This window comes from Serratia sp. CC22-02 (assembly GCF_900182895.1).
Taxonomy (GTDB): Bacteria; Pseudomonadota; Gammaproteobacteria; order Enterobacterales; family Enterobacteriaceae; genus Serratia; species Serratia nevei.
Map to the genome: position 1 here is coordinate 84712 of NZ_FXUD01000001.1, position 16406 is coordinate 101117.

General features: G+C 60.5%; 16 protein-coding genes. 10 read left to right on the forward strand and 6 right to left on the reverse strand.

The window, feature by feature from the left end:
* Positions 1–36: 36 nt before the first annotated feature.
* From QOL81_RS00430 to QOL81_RS00445, 4 genes are all read left to right on the forward strand, one after another.
* Positions 37–1917 (forward strand): diguanylate cyclase domain-containing protein, encoded by a 1881-nt coding sequence (locus tag QOL81_RS00430; protein WP_180548608.1) that lies wholly within the window; start codon positions 37–39, stop codon positions 1915–1917.
* 70 nt (positions 1918–1987) lie between these two features.
* Positions 1988–2836 carry an AraC family transcriptional regulator gene (locus tag QOL81_RS00435; protein WP_283439564.1) on the forward strand — a complete coding sequence of 283 codons (849 nt, stop codon included), beginning with the start codon at positions 1988–1990 and terminating at the stop codon, positions 2834–2836.
* A gap of 52 nt (positions 2837–2888) precedes the next feature.
* The gene (locus QOL81_RS00440; protein ID WP_060418907.1) at positions 2889–3296 is read left to right on the forward strand and encodes a DUF2000 family protein; all 408 of its coding nucleotides are present in this window, start codon (positions 2889–2891) and stop codon (positions 3294–3296) included.
* A gap of 239 nt (positions 3297–3535) precedes the next feature.
* Entirely contained in the window at positions 3536–4219 is a 684-nt protein-coding gene (locus tag QOL81_RS00445) for a hypothetical protein (protein WP_087762876.1), read from the forward strand.
* Positions 4220–4238: 19 nt separating this feature from the next.
* Here QOL81_RS00445 and QOL81_RS00450 read toward each other — a convergent pair whose 3' ends face one another.
* Entirely contained in the window at positions 4239–5108 is an 870-nt protein-coding gene (locus QOL81_RS00450; RefSeq protein WP_100395794.1) for a LysR substrate-binding domain-containing protein, read from the reverse strand.
* Positions 5109–5289: 181 nt separating this feature from the next.
* On the opposite strand from QOL81_RS00450, the gene QOL81_RS00455 reads away from it, so the two are divergent.
* The 5 genes from QOL81_RS00455 to QOL81_RS00475 all read left to right on the forward strand — a co-directional run bounded on the left by QOL81_RS00455 (position 5290) and on the right by QOL81_RS00475 (position 10849).
* Positions 5290–6462 carry an MFS transporter gene (locus tag QOL81_RS00455; protein WP_228011806.1) on the forward strand — a complete coding sequence of 391 codons (1173 nt, stop codon included), beginning with the start codon at positions 5290–5292 and terminating at the stop codon, positions 6460–6462.
* 38 nt (positions 6463–6500) lie between these two features.
* A complete protein-coding gene (locus QOL81_RS00460; protein ID WP_226908255.1) occupies positions 6501–7523 on the forward strand; it encodes an NAD(P)/FAD-dependent oxidoreductase in 1023 nt (340 codons plus the stop codon).
* A 237-nt stretch (positions 7524–7760) separates the two neighbouring features.
* Positions 7761–8078, forward strand: a complete 318-nt coding sequence (locus QOL81_RS00465) for a cupin domain-containing protein (protein WP_038871643.1) — start codon at positions 7761–7763, stop codon at positions 8076–8078.
* Positions 8079–8435: 357 nt separating this feature from the next.
* Positions 8436–9227 (forward strand): AraC family transcriptional regulator, encoded by a 792-nt coding sequence (locus QOL81_RS00470; protein ID WP_060418899.1) that lies wholly within the window; start codon positions 8436–8438, stop codon positions 9225–9227.
* Positions 9228–9313: 86 nt separating this feature from the next.
* Positions 9314–10849, forward strand: coding sequence for a phospholipase D family protein (locus tag QOL81_RS00475; RefSeq protein WP_087762820.1), 1536 nt, complete (start codon positions 9314–9316; stop codon positions 10847–10849).
* Between the two features lie 59 nt (positions 10850–10908).
* Here QOL81_RS00475 and QOL81_RS00480 read toward each other — a convergent pair whose 3' ends face one another.
* Entirely contained in the window at positions 10909–11796 is an 888-nt protein-coding gene (locus tag QOL81_RS00480) for an SDR family oxidoreductase (RefSeq protein ID WP_197827061.1), read from the reverse strand.
* A gap of 115 nt (positions 11797–11911) precedes the next feature.
* Between QOL81_RS00480 and QOL81_RS00485 the strand changes: the two genes are divergently transcribed.
* Complete coding sequence (locus QOL81_RS00485) at positions 11912–12832, forward strand: LysR family transcriptional regulator (protein WP_039566122.1); 921 nt, start codon at positions 11912–11914, stop codon at positions 12830–12832.
* Here the strand turns inward: QOL81_RS00485 and QOL81_RS00490 are convergent.
* Genes QOL81_RS00490 through QOL81_RS00505 form a run of 4 tightly spaced genes read right to left on the reverse strand, consistent with a single transcriptional unit; the run spans position 12829 to position 16324 of the window.
* On the reverse strand, positions 12829–13704 hold the full coding sequence (locus tag QOL81_RS00490) for an efflux RND transporter periplasmic adaptor subunit (protein WP_033648322.1): 876 nt from the start codon (positions 13702–13704) through the stop codon (positions 12829–12831). The two genes, QOL81_RS00485 and QOL81_RS00490, sit on opposite strands and share 4 nt — an antisense overlap.
* Before the next feature lie 7 nt (positions 13705–13711).
* Positions 13712–13924, reverse strand: coding sequence for a DUF1656 domain-containing protein (locus QOL81_RS00495; RefSeq protein ID WP_033648323.1), 213 nt, complete (start codon positions 13922–13924; stop codon positions 13712–13714).
* A gap of 1 nt (position 13925) precedes the next feature.
* Positions 13926–15863 carry an FUSC family protein gene (locus QOL81_RS00500; protein ID WP_180548612.1) on the reverse strand — a complete coding sequence of 646 codons (1938 nt, stop codon included), beginning with the start codon at positions 15861–15863 and terminating at the stop codon, positions 13926–13928.
* Positions 15860–16324 (reverse strand): MarR family winged helix-turn-helix transcriptional regulator, encoded by a 465-nt coding sequence (locus QOL81_RS00505; protein ID WP_283439565.1) that lies wholly within the window; start codon positions 16322–16324, stop codon positions 15860–15862. The genes QOL81_RS00500 and QOL81_RS00505 overlap by 4 nt, the downstream gene beginning before the upstream one ends.
* Positions 16325–16406: the final 82 nt, after the last annotated feature.

Consider the following 16406-nt stretch of genomic DNA (forward strand, 5'->3'; position numbering starts at 1 on the left):
TATGCCGGGTCCGTGGGTGACACAATGGGAGACAACATGCTCGAACCCTGCTTCCCCGAAAACGAAGCCGAACGCCTGTCGGTATTGAACTCACTGAACGTGCTGGATTCGAACTCGGTGGAAAAACTGGATCGCATCACGCGGTTGGCGGCGAAATACTTCGGCGTGACCATTGCGCTGGTGTCGCTGATCGACCGGGATCGCCAATGGTTTTTATCGCGCTACGGTCTGGATGCCCGAGAAACGCCGCGCAATATCTCGTTTTGCGGCCATGCCATCTTGCAACGCGAAGCGCTGGTGGTGCCTGATACCGCCAAGGATCCGCGCTTTTTCGATAATCCGCTGGTGATCGGCGGGCCGAGGATCGGTTTTTACGTCGGGCAGCCGCTGTTGTCGCTCGATGGCTTGCCGCTAGGCACGCTGTGCATTATCGACAGCCACCCGCAGCCGTTTTCTCCTGCTCAACTGGCCGATCTGCACGATTTCGCCGCCGTGGTGGAGGAATATCTGCAGAGCATTGAACGCCTCGTCTATACCGAAAACCTGAAATCTGACCTGCAGCGCACGGAGGCGCTGTTCGAACAAACCTTCTCCCAGGCGGCGGTAGGGATGGCGCTGGTCTCGCTGCAAGGATATTGGCTGCGGGTGAATCCGCGCATCTGCGAAATGCTTCAGTACTCCGAGCGCGAGCTGATGGATCGCACCTTCCAGGACATCACCTATCCGCTCGATCTCAACACCGATCTGGAAAAGCTGCAGCAGCTGCTGAAAAATGAAATCAGTACCTATTCGATGGAAAAACGCTATTTCCGCGCCGACGGCTCGATCGTTTGGGTGCAGCTGACGGTGGCGCTCAATCGTTTGCCGAACGGCAAGCCGGACCATTTCATCTCGGTTATCGTCGATATCAGCGAGCGTAAAGCGGCCGAGGCCGATCTGTTCGCTCTGCAACACGAGCTGGAACAACGCGTCGAAATTCGCACGCGGGAGCTGAACGTGGTGGTTAAAAAGCTCAACGAAGAGATTGAGACCCGGGTGCTCGCCGAATATCAGCTCAGTGCGGAGAAGGAGCGTCTGCGCGCCATTACCGACAATATGCCGGCCTTAATCAGCCAGATCGACGGCAATGAACGCTACCTGTTCGCCAACAGCGCCTACAAAACCTGGTTCGGTCTGGAGGAGTCCAGCCTCAGGGGGATGACGGTGCGCGATTTCATGGGGGAAAGCGTTTATCGAATAGCAAAACCGATGATCGAGCGGGCCCTCGCGGGCGAAATGGTGAGTTTTGAGAATGAGCTGCAGACCCGGCAAGGGCTTCTGATGATCCACACCACGCTGGTGCCGTGCGAAGCGCAGGGCTTTTACATTCTCGCCATGGACATCACCGAACTGAAGCGGCTGCAGCAGCGGCTGGAATATGACGCAACCCACGACATGTTGACCGGATTGACCAATCGCCGCGCGTTTCTACGCCGGTTGTCGGGCACGCTGCAGGCCTGTTGCCATCAGCGGCAGATGGCGCTGCTGTTTATCGATCTCGACGGGTTCAAAACCCTTAACGACAGCTATGGCCATGACTTCGGCGACGCGATCCTGAAGACATTCGCCACATTGCTCAGCGCCTGCGCCGGCGAGCGCCACAGCGTCTCGCGTCTGGCCGGTGACGAGTTCACGGTGATCCTGTGGCCGTTGACGGATCCGCGGCGCGAAGTCAGCGAGTTTTGCGAAAACGTGTTGGCGCATCTGGCCAAAATTACGCAGATCGGGCCGCAGAAGGTACGGCTTTCCGCCAGCATCGGCGCGGCCATTTCCCCACGCGGCGATGTGACGGAGGAAATGCTGCTGACCCGCGCCGACGGCGCGATGTATCAGGCGAAATCGGCCGGAAAGGGCACTTATGCCATCTGCGAGCTGTGAGCGTGCAACGGTGGCGGTCTCAGGGTAAGCTGTTTTTCTTTTCCTGTGAGCAGAACTCCGGATTTATTGCATGGCGTCAAATCATCAACATAAAGATTGGCTCGAACTGCGACGCGATGAGGAAACCGGTATTGAGAGCGTCAATGCCCACTTTCAGGGGCATGCCTACGATCCTCACGATCATGATGAAATGCTGGTGGGTGTCACGCAGCAGGGTTTACAGCGTTTCAACTGCCACCGCTCATTGCATACCAGCCGGCCGGGACGCGCCATGCTGATCGAACCGGGTGCGGTGCATGATGGCCATGCGCCGCAGGCCGAGGGATTTACCTATGCAATGCTCTATTTACCCCAGCATTGGGTATCCGCCGCTATGCACCGCCGTGGAATGGGGGATGCCTCCGTGCTGGAAGGTGCCTTCCACAGCACTTTGACCGACGATCCGATGCTGGCGGCCGCGATACAGCAGGCCTTTTTCTCGTTGCATCATAGAGAGGGGCGACTGGCGCGCGATCAAAGCCTGGACCATCTGCTGACGCTATTGTCACGGCACATCTGTGCCAGGCCGGATTCCCAACACGACGACGCTTTGGTTGAGATGAACCGCTTACGGGACTATCTGCATGCACATATGGCGGATAACCCCAGTCTGGATGACCTGGCGCTTCAGTGTGGTCTGGACCGTTTCCGCCTGACTCGCCAATTCACTCGGGCTTTTGGCCAGTCGCCGCATGCGTATTTGGTTCGGTTGAGGCTGCGGGCCGCACGCTTGTTGTTGGCGCAGGGGCAAGAACCGGCGCAGGTCGCCATGCAGGTGGGCTTTGCCGATCAGAGCCATTTGGGTCGCTGGTTCCAGCGTGCCTACCGTTTATCACCGGCGGCCTATCAACGCCAGTGCACAAACGTTCTATACCGCTGATTTGCCATTTCCGATGATGTGCTTTTAACAGCACTACGGAGTAGAGCGAAAGATGTTTGATACCAAGATAGCGTTTATCGTACGCGACGATCTGCAGACCTGGCAGCGGCTGAACGTGGTGGCCTTTCTGGCGACGGGCATCGCCGCCGCCGCCCCGGAAATCATCGGCGAGTGTTACGTGGATGCGCAGGGCAGACGCTACGGCGGTATTTCCGGGCAGCCGATGCTGATTTTCGCCGCAGATTTGCCGGGCCTGCAAAATGTGCATCGCAAAGGGTTGGAGCGGGAATTGACGTTGATCCCCTATGTGCACGCCATGTTCTCGACCGGGCACGATGAAGCCAATCGGCAGGTTTTTCTCGCTGAAGACGCGGACAATCTGGATTTGGTCGGTCTGGCGCTGCGCGGATCGAAAAAAGCGGTGGATAAGGCGATAAAAGGCCTGGCGCTTCACGGCTGAGAATACCGTGAGCGCGATGTTTTTTTTGCCTCGAAATAAGCGTTAAGGAGTTTGAAGCTGAGTTAAATAATCAACGGCATGATTATTTAACTCATATTAAATGCCTTATTTATCCTTCAGTGTGCATAAAACGAAAGCAGCTATACTGCAGGAGAGTTCTCCAACGTTTCTTTTTGGCTCGCAAGCCGTTCAGCCTGATACGCAATCTATCAAATCACTTCAACATCAAGGGGGTTTTTATGAAAACCGTCCTGCAGCATATTTTGGTCAATAAAGCACGTTACGCCCAGCTTCCGCTGTTTGAGTTCCTGCGTGATGAAAATCGCACGCCTCAGGAGCGGCTGGCGTTTCTGCCCCATATCGCGTTTTTTATTATGGCTTTCGCCGATGTGAATAAGCTGATGCTGCGCAATGAAACGCCGGCGGCCGATATTTACCAACGGAAAGTCAATGCGCATACCCATGAAGATGATCACCATTGGCCGTGGTATCTCGAGGATTTGGACAAACTCGGTTACAACCGCTGCGTCGACACGGTGGCGCATCTGGAAACGCTGTGGAGCGACAGCACTCAGGCGAATCGGTTATTGACCTATCGGCTATGTGCGCGGGTAAGCGGCCTCGGCGGCCTGGAGCGGATCGTGGTGATCGAGGCCATCGAAGCTACCGGTAACGTGCTGTTTGGGCTGACGGCGCCGCTGGCCACGCGCATTCATCAGGCGACCGGCGTCGAACTGCGCTACTGCGGCGAGTTTCATCTGGCGCTGGAGAGCGGGCATGCCCAGCTGCAGGATCATGCGGAACTGGCGGCGATCCCATTGACGGATGGCATCAGGCGACGTTGCATCGCTCATGTCGACCACGTTTTTGCCTGGTTTACCGAGTGGACGCACGAAACGCTCGCGCATGTCCGGGAGGGCTGACGCGTTCCCGAACCGGCGCTTACGCCTGAAACGCCTGCAGCCAGGCGGCGAATTTTCTCACGACCTCATCGTCCCGATCGCGCAGCAGCAGGGAATAAACGCCGGTTCGGATAGTCAACGCCGGGAAAGGCGACACCAGTCGACCGGACGACAGATGCTTGGCGCAGAACAGGTAAGGCACGACGGCCAGCCCCAGGCCGTCCTCGGCCGCCTGAATGGCGGCGAAGGTATGGTCGAGCGTGAGCGGCGCCGGCGAGGCGTCCAACGCCGTCGGGTAGGTATTCAGCCAGCTGTGCCATAAATCCTCACGGGCGCGGATACGGATGGCGGTATGCCCGGCCAGCGTGCCGGGCGCACTGACCGGCATGGCGCGCAAGTAGCTCTGGCTGCAGACCAAAAGGCTCTCTTCCTGCAGAAAAGGGATCGCTTTCAGCCCGGAGAAGTGCGCAGGATCGCGCCGGATCGCCAGATCAAACGGCGTATTGCGATCGACGGCCCCTGTGCTGGTGGTGATATCAATCGCGACCTCCGGATGAATCTCATTGAACGCCGCCAGCTTCGGCATCAGCCAGTGCATGGTGAACGTCGGCAGGCTGTGCACCACCAACCGCTGCCGGCCGGCGCTCGCTTTCAGTGCACTTTCCGCGGCATACAGTTCGCTTATCACCCGGGACGCGGTGCGGGAAAAATTCTCGCCGGCCTGCGTCAGCCGCACGGACTTGTGTCCGCGATAAAACAGTGTGATCCCCAGCTGTTCTTCCAGGCTGCGAATGTGGCGGCTGACCGCGCCGGTGGTGAGAAACAGCTCATCCGCAGCGGCGCTGAAGCTGCCAAGGCGGGCGGCGGCTTCGAAAGCGGACAGGTGCGGCAGGGAGTGAATTTTTTTCATTGGTTGAGTCTAGCTCAACCAAATGAGCGAGGAAAGATCGTTTGTCAGCCGTTGATTTTTCTCACTATTATCACGCATCTTTCCCGGTTTGCCGAGTGTGTCATGCAGCGATTTTCCTCGTCTGTCGTTCGTGTTAGTCGAATTATCCTCACCTCCCGATGGGCAGGGAGACGGCGCTGAGATGCGAGCTTTCTTTCTGCTTTGCGTGAGCCGGGCCGGCCTCTGCCTGGGCACCATGATGTTCGCCGGTGCACTGCCGACCATCAGAAGCGAGTGGCAGCTCGACGCCGCCTCCGCCGGTACGGTGCAAACGGTGTTCAGCCTGACCAACGCCCTGGCGTTGCTGGTGGCTTCCTGGTGGTGTGATTCGCTGGGGGCGCGCCGGGTTTACCTGCTGTTTTCCTGGCTGGGCGCCGCTGCGCTGATGCTGTTCGCCGTGTTTGCCCATTCTTATGCCGGCGCGCTGGTGTTGATGGCCTTCGTCGGCCTGACGCAGGGCGGTGCCTATACGCCGGCGCTGCTGCTGGCGATGGGGATGAACGGCCCGGCCCGGCGCGGTTACGCCATCGGCATGATGCTGGCGGCCAGTTCGTTGGGGTATTTTCTGTCGGTTTTCATCGCCGGTTGGAGCGCCATGCGCTGGGGGGCCGGCGTGGCGTTCTCCCTGTGTGCCGCCGGTGCGTTGCTGGGGGCGCTGGCGGGTTCGTTGGCCCTGGTCGGTTATCGGGAACCGCAGCCGCGTACGCTGGGGAGGCAGACGAAACGTGAAAGCTATGCTATCACCTATGCGACCCTGCTGTTGCTGGTCGGGTATATCGCCCACAGCTGGGAACTGCTCGGTAACTGGGCATGGGCGCCCAGCCTGGTCAGCGAGGCGTTGAGCGGTTTCTCTCTGGATCCGCTCAGCGCCGGATTGATCGTCGCGGCGGTGATCCACCTGGCCGGCATGGTTGCCACGCTGATTGTCGGCACCGTTTCCGACTATTTTAACCGTGCATCGGTGCTGATGTTTATGGGCGCCGCCGGCGCGTTGGGATCGCTGCTGATGGGGTGGTCGGCGAACTGGGGGCCGGGCTGGACGCTGCTGGCCGTCAGCATCGGCAGTTTCTTCATCCTCGGCGACTCCGGCGTGCTGTCGGCCGCGATGGCGGACAACGTGCCGCCGCAACAGCTCGGTAGCGTGATGGGCTGGCGATCGCTGCTGGGGTTCGGCATCGGTTCGTTCGCCCCTTTATCCTTTGGCGTCGTGATGGATACCACCCAGAGCTGGGGCACGTCTTATGCCGTATTGGCCTGCGGCGGTGGAGTAGCCTGTTTGGCGGCCTGCCTGCTTTGGCGGCAGCACTTGAAATGAGGTACGGACATCATTAAATGAATGGAACATCATCACGCATGGTTATCGTGGGCGCCGGGATTGTCGGGGCATCGGTCGCCTATCATCTCGCGCGCCAGGGGCAGCACGTTGTCGTCGTTGAGCAGGCGCATCCCTCGGCGGGGGCCACAGGCAGCTCGTTTGGCTGGATCAGCGAAGGCGTGCCTGAGGGCGCTCCCGACGCGTTTCTGCGGCGCGAGATCGTCGCTGACTGGATGCGCCTGGCGCAGGAGATCCCGGATCTCTGGGTGAATTGGTCCGGCGCGCTCAGCTATGGCCAGGCGCCGGCGACGCAAAACCCCGACAATCGGCTTTTGCCCTCCGCCGAGGTGAACGCGCTGGAACCGGGGCTCAGGCAGCCCGATAGCCAAGCCTATTTTGCGGCGCGTGACGGCGCCGTCGATCCGCAAGAAGTGACACAGCGGTTGCTCGAGTGCGTTAGCGCGTGGGGCGGGGAGTTGCTCCTGGGGCGAACCGTCACCGGATTTTTGCGTGAAGAGGGGCAGATAATCGGCATCGTTACCGAGGAAGGCGCGATTGCCGCCGATCGGGTGGTGCTCGCCTGCGGCACGGGAATCTCCGCGCTGCTGGATGGCAGCGGGTTCTCGCTGCCGATCGAGGCGTCGCCGGCGATTCTGTTACGCTATCGTGCGGCGGCGCTGGCAGTGAACACGCTGATTGCGGGCGATGACGTTGAAGTGCGCCATACGCAAAGCGGCGATCTGCTGGCGGCGGAGGATTACCCGCCGGAGGGGGACGTTAAACGGGTGGAAAACGACGCGCAATCGGCGATTAAAAACCGCCTGCCGGATACGGCACCCTTGCAACTGCAGGCGTGTTCGGTGGGGATGCGGCCCCGGCCGCGCGACGGTTATCCCATCATCGGGCCACTGGGCGCTACCCGGCTCTATGTGGCGGTGATGCACCCGGCAGTGATGTGCGCGCCAACGCTTGGCCGACTGGTCAGCGACGAGCTGCTGTATGGCGTCAATCCTGCCATTCCGCACGCTTATCGCCCCGAGCGATTTGACGACGGGAAATGAATATACGCTCAACCTGGCAGCGGTTTTTTGCGCCGTCGGCGAGGCTCTTATATATTTAGTAGCATGCCTGAGGCAGGTTGGGCATGAAACGGCGGTCGGTCGGGCCGCTGCAAGTACGACAGTTAAATCCGTTCGCCAAGAGGCTGCGAGCCTGTGCTTTCGGTAGGGACAGCCGCCAATCGTTTTTATGGCGACCGAAGGCGGAGCAGCTACTCACAGGTCACGAGGACACTTACCATGCATAAGAGAACACTGGCGTCACTGCATTACGAAAACATGCCTTACGATGGGGTGCGTTTTCATATTTTGAAACGGGAGACGCCTGGCCATACGGCGTTGCTGAAGTTGGATGCGGGCAGCCGACAACCGGCGCGTTTTCATCCGGGGTGGGTGAAACTGATGGTGCTGAGCGGTGAACTGAAGGTTGACGATCAGACGTTGCAACCCCATGAGATGTTAATCATCCCTGCCAATACTGCCTATACGGTACAGGCCATTACTGAAGTTATTTGTCTGGCGATTTCCGAGCTGGACGGCGCTGAGTTGGCCCGTTGAGGTGATAACACGAATGGATAGAGGAGAGCCTAGGCGCTCTCCCTATCCCTGCAGCATTAAGCCGCCCCCCAGGCTGAGCTACCTGCTGATTGATGCGTATACCTCCTGATTTAAGCCACCGCGCTTTCCCTTTCCATCACTTTCGGCAACGTCGCCCCCGCAACGAGCCGCCATCGCGCAGCGCATGCGCAACGTCATCGCCTTGGTTTTACGCAGAACGATGAAATTTTGGTGTAAATAGTGAGTTTCTTCGCATAAGGCCCCTGGTGTGGCTTGCGAGAACGTCACTATATGGAGGATCATGCGGCGCCTCTATCAAATAAAAGACATTCGCGTTATCAAAAGGGACAAACGACCATGGGATTCGAAGTCGACAACGCCGAAACGAAACGCATCGACCTCAGCAGCCACGAAAACTCCTCGTTCGAGGTGACGGGGCTGGTGAAACACTATCCGGCGGGGTTTGTCATTCCTTACCACTCGCATAAACGCTGCCATTTGCTCTATTCGCAGCAGGGCGTTATGGCGGTCGAGGCGAGCAGCGGGCGCTGGATCGTGCCGCCCACCACCGCGGTCTGGCTGCGGCCGGGGGTAGAACATCAGCTGGTCATGCAGAGCAACATTTGCGTTTACGGGATTTTGGTTGATGAAGTCACCGCCGCGCGTTTGCCGCTGCGCGACGGCGTATTGCAGGTCTCACCGCTGCTGCGAGAACTGATCGCTCAGCTGGCGACGCTGGCGCCCGAAGGGGCGGAGACCAAACGCAATATGCTGCTCAGAGCGTTGTTCCTTGAGGAGCTGAGCCTGCAGCCGCAGCTGGCGCTGCATTTGCCTTGGCCGGCAGAGGCGAGAATGGCCGAGATTTGCCGGCTGTTGGTCATCACGCCGGCCGACGATCGCGGCATTGAGGCCTGGGCCGATTCACTGTCGATCAGCGCGAAAACCTTCCAGCGTCATTTCACTCAACAAACCGGCATCACCTTCGGCCAGTGGAAACAGCGCCTGCGGCTGCTGTCGTCCATTCCGCTGCTGTTGGCCGGCAACTCGATCATCCATGCCGCCTTCGAAAGCGGTTACGAGAGCCACAGCGCCTATTCGGTGGCGTTCAAAAAACTGTTTGGCGTTTCGCCTTCGCGCTTTACGCTATAGCCTTATGGCATAGCGCGCTTCTCCTATAGATTGAAGCAACCTAATGACGTATAAAGCAAAGCAGTCAACCTCCGAGGCCGCTTCCCGTGATAAAAATTGTCGTGTATCTGATTCTCGCCGTGACGATCGCCATTATTGCGGCAAGAGTCCTCTTTCGTTTGCCGGATATTTCCCAGCGTCTGCCGCAGGCGGCGTTGCCGGCGGATCCTGCCGCCCAGTTACCGGCGCGGGCCGCCGAACTGATGGCGGCGCATCCTGGCCTGAGCGGCGTGGTGCCGCTGGCCAGCGGGCACGATGCGTTCGCCAGCCGCCTGGCGTTGGCGCGGATGGCGGAAAGGTCGATCGACGCCCAGTACTACATCTGGCATAACGACACCTCCGGGCAGATCCTGCTGAAAACCCTGTATGACGCCGCCCAACGCGGCGTGCGCGTGCGGCTGCTGCTGGACGATAACGGCGTCGCCATGGACGAGACCCTGGCGGCGCTGAACGCCCAGGAAAACGTCGAGATCCGCCTGTTCAACCCATCAACCGTGCGCACGCCGAAGTTGGCCGGCTACGCCTTTGACTTTATGCGTATGAATCGGCGCATGCATAACAAGTCTTACATCGTCGACGGCGCCGTGGCGATCATCGGCGGCCGCAACATTGGCGACGAGTATTTCCAGGTCGGCGACGAAAACTATTTCCTCGATCTCGACGTGCTGAGCGTCGGCAGCGTAGTGGCAGAAACGGCCGAGGTCTTCGATCGCTACTGGAACAGCGCGTCGGTGTTCGGCGTTGAGCAGATTATCCGTGGCAAAGGTAATCTTTCTGCCTTCCTGACGCAGGCCACCGCGACCGAAAGCAGCGAGCGGGCCCGCAAATTGGCGGTGCAGCTGGAAACCAGCGCGGTGCGCTTTCGCGATGGCGCCGTCCAGCCGGAATTCACCCAGGTAGAGCTGGTGGCCGACGATCCGGCGAAAGGGCTGGGCAAGGCGTCGCGCGATCGGTTGATGGTGACGCAGCTCGGCAAGATCATCGGCGGCGTCGGCCGGCAACTGGATCTGGTTTCCGCCTATTTCGTGCCGGGGCGGGAAGGGGCGAGCTTCTTTGAATCGCTTGCCAAACAGGGGAAGTCCATACGCGTGCTGACCAACGCGATGAACACCACCGACGTGCTGGTGGTGCATGCCGGCTACGCCAAATACCGGCGTGAGCTGCTGCAGGCGGGCGTCGAACTGTTCGAGCTGAAGCTGCGCGCCGGTCAACCGACCGGGCGCAAGGAACTCAAGCCGCTGGGGCTGTCCGGCGCGGCGCTGCACGCGAAAACCTTCGCCATCGATGATAAGCGGGTGTTTATCGGTTCGTTCAATTTCGATCCGCGCTCGGCGCACCTGAACTGCGAAATGGGCTTCTTGATCGACAGCCCGACGCTGGCGGCCGACACTCGCCAACTGTTTGATGGCCCGCTCGAGTACGCCGCCTACCGCCCGGTATTGACGCCCGAGGGCAAAATGGTGTGGAAAGAAGCCTTCGAAGACGGCCACACCGAGGTGCATCAGCAAGAGCCCGGCGCCGGCTGGGTAAAACGCATCGTTCTTACCGTGGCCGGCTGGTTGCCGATCGAATGGATGCTGTAACGGCGCGGCAGGAGGGAAACGGAAGGTTCGCTGGTTTTGGCCGGCGAACCTTGCGAGGCTCAGTAGGCCAGCTTGTCACGGTGCTTGCGGATAAACGCCCTTAGCCGCATCGGCTCTCTGCCCGCGATCTGCGGGAAATTATCGAAAACCTCATCGACGCCTGGGATATCGCGCGCCGCCATGCGGCGAAAATTGTCGTAGACGCAGCTCATGTAGGCCATTTCGGCGCCCGTCGCGCGCATCTCATCCAGAAAAACCTGCGGATCTTGCGCTTCATAGCGGAACGGCTGCCCCAGCTCTTCCGTCATCATGGCAGCGATCTCGCAGTAGGATTTAACGTCATAGCCCATGCGGTAGGTTTGGCCGCCGTGCCGCTCGGGGTGCAGCAGCGCCAGCGCCGCCGCCTGCGCTACATCATCGCCGTCCACCCAGCTGAACGGCGCATCGCCGGTATATTGCCGGATCACGCCGTTTTTCACCGCCGGTACGCCGTCGTAGTTGAGCAGGTTCTGCATAAAGCACTCCGGCCGCAGGTGGGTGAAAGAAAATCCCGACCACTCGATGTAACGCTCGATGAGCTGGTGCCAGGCCCAGTGCGCGACGCTGGTGTCGTCACGGCCGCAGGCGCCGAGGTGCACGACATGCCGCACGCCGGCCTGGCGCGCGCGATCGAGAAACACCTTGCTTTGCCGCAGCATGTCCACCGTGTAGCCAGTGGCCAGAAATACGCGCTCGATGCCGGCCAGCGCCGGTGCCAGCGTCTCTTCCCGATCAAAATCGAGCTGGACGGTGCGGATACCCAGTTTTTCGAAGGGCGCCGCCTTGGCGGGAGAGCGCACGGCGGCAACCGGCTCGATCTCTGCCTGGGATTGTAAAAGACGCAGGGTCGCACCGCCTATCTGGCCGGTGGCGCCGGTGATCAGGATCTGGGGCTTCTTGTTCTTCATAACTTACCTCTTGCGGTTTTTAACGCTGTGAGGGAAAGTCTATAGGAATAAAAATCATGATTTGCGCTATAAATTACCGAGTTGCGGGAACTAAATTCATCAATAAGGCAGGGGAATGTTTTCTTCCGAACGTCTTAAAGGGATCGGTCTGTTTGTTTGCGTGGCCGATATGGGCAGCTTTACGCTGGCGGCGGAACGCCTGAACCTGACCGCTTCTGCCGTCAGCAAAGGGATCGCCCGGCTGGAAAGCCGATTACAGACGAAGCTGTTCCAGCGCACCACGCGGCGGCTGGCGCTGACCGACGCCGGCACCCAATTTTATCGCACCTGTACCGGCGTGTTGGCCGAGCTGGAAGAGGCCGAACTGGCGATGCAGGCGGAAAGCGCCGAGCCGCGCGGCAGGGTGCGCATCGATCTTCCCGCTTCCTTTGGCCGTTTGCATGCGCTGCCGGTGATCTTGCGATGTATTGAGGATCACCCGTTGCTGGTGCCGCATATCACGTTTACGGACCGCTTCGCCGATCCGGTCAGTGAAGGCATCGATATCCTGGTGCGTATCGGCGGTTCGGATGTGTGGCCAAATACGCTGGGGCATCACTACCTTGGTAAGCAGCGGCATATCTTCTGCGCCGCGCCCGGATACCTGAAGCGCCAGGGTGAACCCACCACCGCCGCTGAATTGGCGCATCATCACTGCGTGCTGTATCAGGAAAACGACGGCATGCAGACGCCCTGGCATTTCTCGGGAAGCGGTGCCCAGCCGGTAGAGCGAAGAACGCTGACGCCGCGGGTGGCCATTGGCGATGCGGAGGGGCAACTGACGGCGGTGCTGGCGGGGCACGGCATCGCTCAGTTACCGACCTGGCTGGTCAAACGGCAGCTAGAGGAGGGGGCGTTGGCCGAGGTGTTGCCGCATCTGGCGACCGACGGCCTGCCGATCAACGTGGTCTGGCTGAAAAGCCGCCGGGCTCAGCCGAAAGTCAGCGCCTTGCTTCAGGCGCTGATCGCCGGTTTGACGCCGGAGGGACAGGCTTAATGAGTTTCGCTTAAACTGACCGTCGCCGTGCGGCCGGCGATCAGCTCGACGCCGTGGGGAATGGTGTCGATCGCGATGCGCACCGGGATGCGCTGCGCCAGACGGATCCAGCTGAATGTCGGGTTGACGTTGGCGAGCAGATTGCCGGCGGCGGTGGTGCGCTCGCTGTCGTTGATGCCGGCGGAAAGCCCGTCGACGTGGCCATAGAGCGGCTGCCGTTCCCCCATGATGCGGATCACCACCTTGTCACCGTTCTGGATGCGGCCCAGCTTGGTCTCTTCGAAGTATCCGGCGATGTAGAAACTGTTGGAATCCACCAACGCCATGATCGGCTGACCGGCGGTCGCGTAAGCGCCGGGGCGCAGGGAGAAGTTGGTGATCACGCCATCCACCGGCGCATAGAGATCGGCGCGCTGCAGGTTGATGCGCGCCAGCGCCCGATCCGCCAGGGCCTGATCCAGATTGGCCTTCGCCAGCGATTGGGCATCGCGGCGATTGTCGCGTTCCTGCTGTGAAATAGCCGACTGCAGCGCCTGATAGCGCCGGTTTTCGCGCTGGGATGACGCCAACTGGACGTTGGCGCGTTCCACGGCGGCCTCGGCCTGATCCAGCGCATTGCGCAGCCGTACTTTGTCCAGGCTGAGCAGCAGCTGCCCTTTATGCACCACCTGGTTGTCGTGAATGTGCACGGCGTCCACCTTGCCGGAAACATCCGTGGCCAGCGGCACCACGTCGGCGCGGATCTTGCCGTCGCGCGTTTGCGGGGCATAGGTGTAATAGAGATAAAGCTGCCACAGCACGCCTGCCGCGATCAAAACGGCAATCAGGGTCAGCGCGGGGCGCAGCAGAACAAGGGTACGTTCACGAAACATGGGGTCCTCAGGGGGTGGTAAGCCATTTCAGGCCGTGGAAAAACAGCCCGGCCAGAATAAGAAACAGGGCGGTGTCGAACAGTGGGCGCTGCGCGACCCAGCGATAGACGCCTACCGCGCTGAGCGTCCAGGAAAGCGCCATGCGCGAGAAGAATGCGCACACCAGGCACAGCAGCAAGGGCGAGATGAACACGCCGTCAATGTTGATTTCACCGATCATGTCAGGGATTCCAGTGCAAAGCCGTGGGGAAGTGCAGCAGCCGTAGCCGGGTAAGCGGCCGCAGCGCGCGCCGATCGTTCTGCCGCCAGGCCTGTTGCAGACCGACGTCGATCTGGCCCAGCAGCGCGGAGGGGGCCTCAGCGTGCAGAGAAAGTTGGCGGAACGCCGCCGGCAGACCGGCGTTCGGCGAAGCGCCAGGGCTGAGAGCGCCGGCCTGCTGCAGACGAATCAGGTCGATAGCGGTTTTTAAGCGCATCAACAGCTGTGGGCTGCGATCGGCTTGCCCAACGGCGGCCAGGCGGCTACCCAGCGCGGTGATGCGATCCAACGCGCGGGCCTGATAGCGCTGTAAGTCGCGCTCCGTGACGTGGCGATTGAGGCGCAGCATCTCTTGCGCATCCTGCCGCATCAGCCGCGCCACCACCTGATCGGTGCCCCAGCGGCGGAACAGCGCGGCGCACAGGAATGCGAAATAGACGCCGATCAGCGTGCCGGTAGTGCTTTCCAGATACAGCCCCATATTGTTAGGCGCATAGTGTCCCTGAAAGTTGACGTTGCTGAGCGACAGGGCGATCGCCAACGTCGCCAACGGGTTGCTCGCCGCCCACACGCCGAGCGGCAGCAAAAACAGCCCCATCACGATCAGGAAACTGCCGTAATCCCCGGCCAGCGGCAGCAGCACATAGCTGAGCAGGGCGCCGAGGGCCATAGCGATAGCGGCGAAGCGGCCAAAAGTGGCGATGGTGGCGCCGGGATTGTCGCCGGCGCCGAAGAAGGCGATGGCCACGATCCCCATCAGCACCATATTGGCGCCCTGTTCCCAGCCGGTGAAATACCAGAGGCCGCACAGCAGGGCGTAGGTCGTCAAAATTCCGGCGAACATGCGCACCGCCATGCCGATATCCGGCGGCGGCGAGAAGACGCGGCTGCGCATCATCTGCGCCTGCAGCGCCGCGGGCAGCGGCTCGCCGTCCAGGAATGCGTTCAACTGCTGTACCTCGGCCCACAGCGTTAACCACTGCTCAACCTGTTCAGCCAGCTCGTCGACGACCAGCGTTTCCCACGGCGACAGCGACGCCGCAGGCGGCAACAAGCTTACCGAGGGCGCAGCGTGCGGTGCGGGTTCAACGGCCTGCCGCCGGACCTCATTCAGCCACGGCTGCAGGCGGGGGCGCAGGCCGACCGGCAGTGCGGCGATGCTGCTGCCGATGGCCGAGAGCAGCGGCACGATTTGCAGTACGCGTTGCTGTATCGAAATCGCCGCCTGACGGGTGGGCTTATCGACCGAACTGTCATAGCCAAGGGTGGTCATCATCTGATTGAACGAGGCGATGTCGCCCAGCAAACGGATACGGTCCGCGTCGGCCTGGGCGTCGCTGCCCTTGCCGTCGAGGCTGTCCTCCTGCCAACGCGCCAGGTCAGCCAGCCAGCCTTTCAGCCGCGTGCGCAACACCGGCGCCAGCGACGATGGGAACAGCACGCTGTCTACCAGCGTCACCGCCAAAATACCCAGGCAGATCTCCGTCACCCGCGTGACGACCATAGTGAACATCGTGTCCGGGTGATTGATGTAGGCGATGGCGACCAGCATCATGGTGATGGCGCCCAGCTGGAAAAAGTAAGCGCGTGGCGTGCGATCGAGATAGGAGAGGCCCAGCATCAGTGACGATGACAGCCCAGCGGCGACGATCAACAGCACCGGCGTGTTGCTAAGCCAGGCCGAAAGGCCCAGCGTCAGCACGCCGGCGAACAGCGTGCCGCAAAAACGGTAGGTGGCGCGGGCGCGTACGGCGCCGCTGACCGGATTGCTCAGCACGCAGCAGGTCACCATCGCCCAATAGGGATTTTGCAGGCCGATGCTTTCCGCCAGCGCGAAGGCCAGCATGGCGGAAATAAACAGTTTCGCGGCATACAGCAGCTGCGGTTTACCGATTTTCATGGCTCATTGCCGGCCTGTTGCAGATAGTGGCCTGCGCGCTCTTCAAACAGGCGCAGAATGCGCGTGGCGGTTTCAATATCTTCCAACGGCACGTCGTGCATCAGCTCGACTCGCAGCCTATCGGCCGCGGTTTCGACCTTTTTGGCCAATTCGGCGCCGGCGGGCAGAATGCGCAGGGTTTTAAACCGACGATCGCCGGCCGACTCCTGCCGCTCGAGGAAGCCTAACGCGGCGGCCTGATCCAACAGACGCACCAGCGCACCGGGATTGACGCCGACTTCTTCCGCCAGGTCGCGCTGATTGATGCCCTGCGGATTGCGATGCACCAGAACCACGACGGTAGCCAACGACATGGAGATGCCGGATTTGGCGATCGCCAGCGTCGCAGCCTGTTTCCACACCCGGCGAACCGGTTGCAGGGCGTTGGTGAGGGCATAGAGGGATTTTTCTTTCGATGACATGGGATACCTCGGCAAACAGTGTATATAGGTTAAATGGCAACAGTTGCTTTGGCAATTAGTTTTGAACGCTCGACTGAGAAAC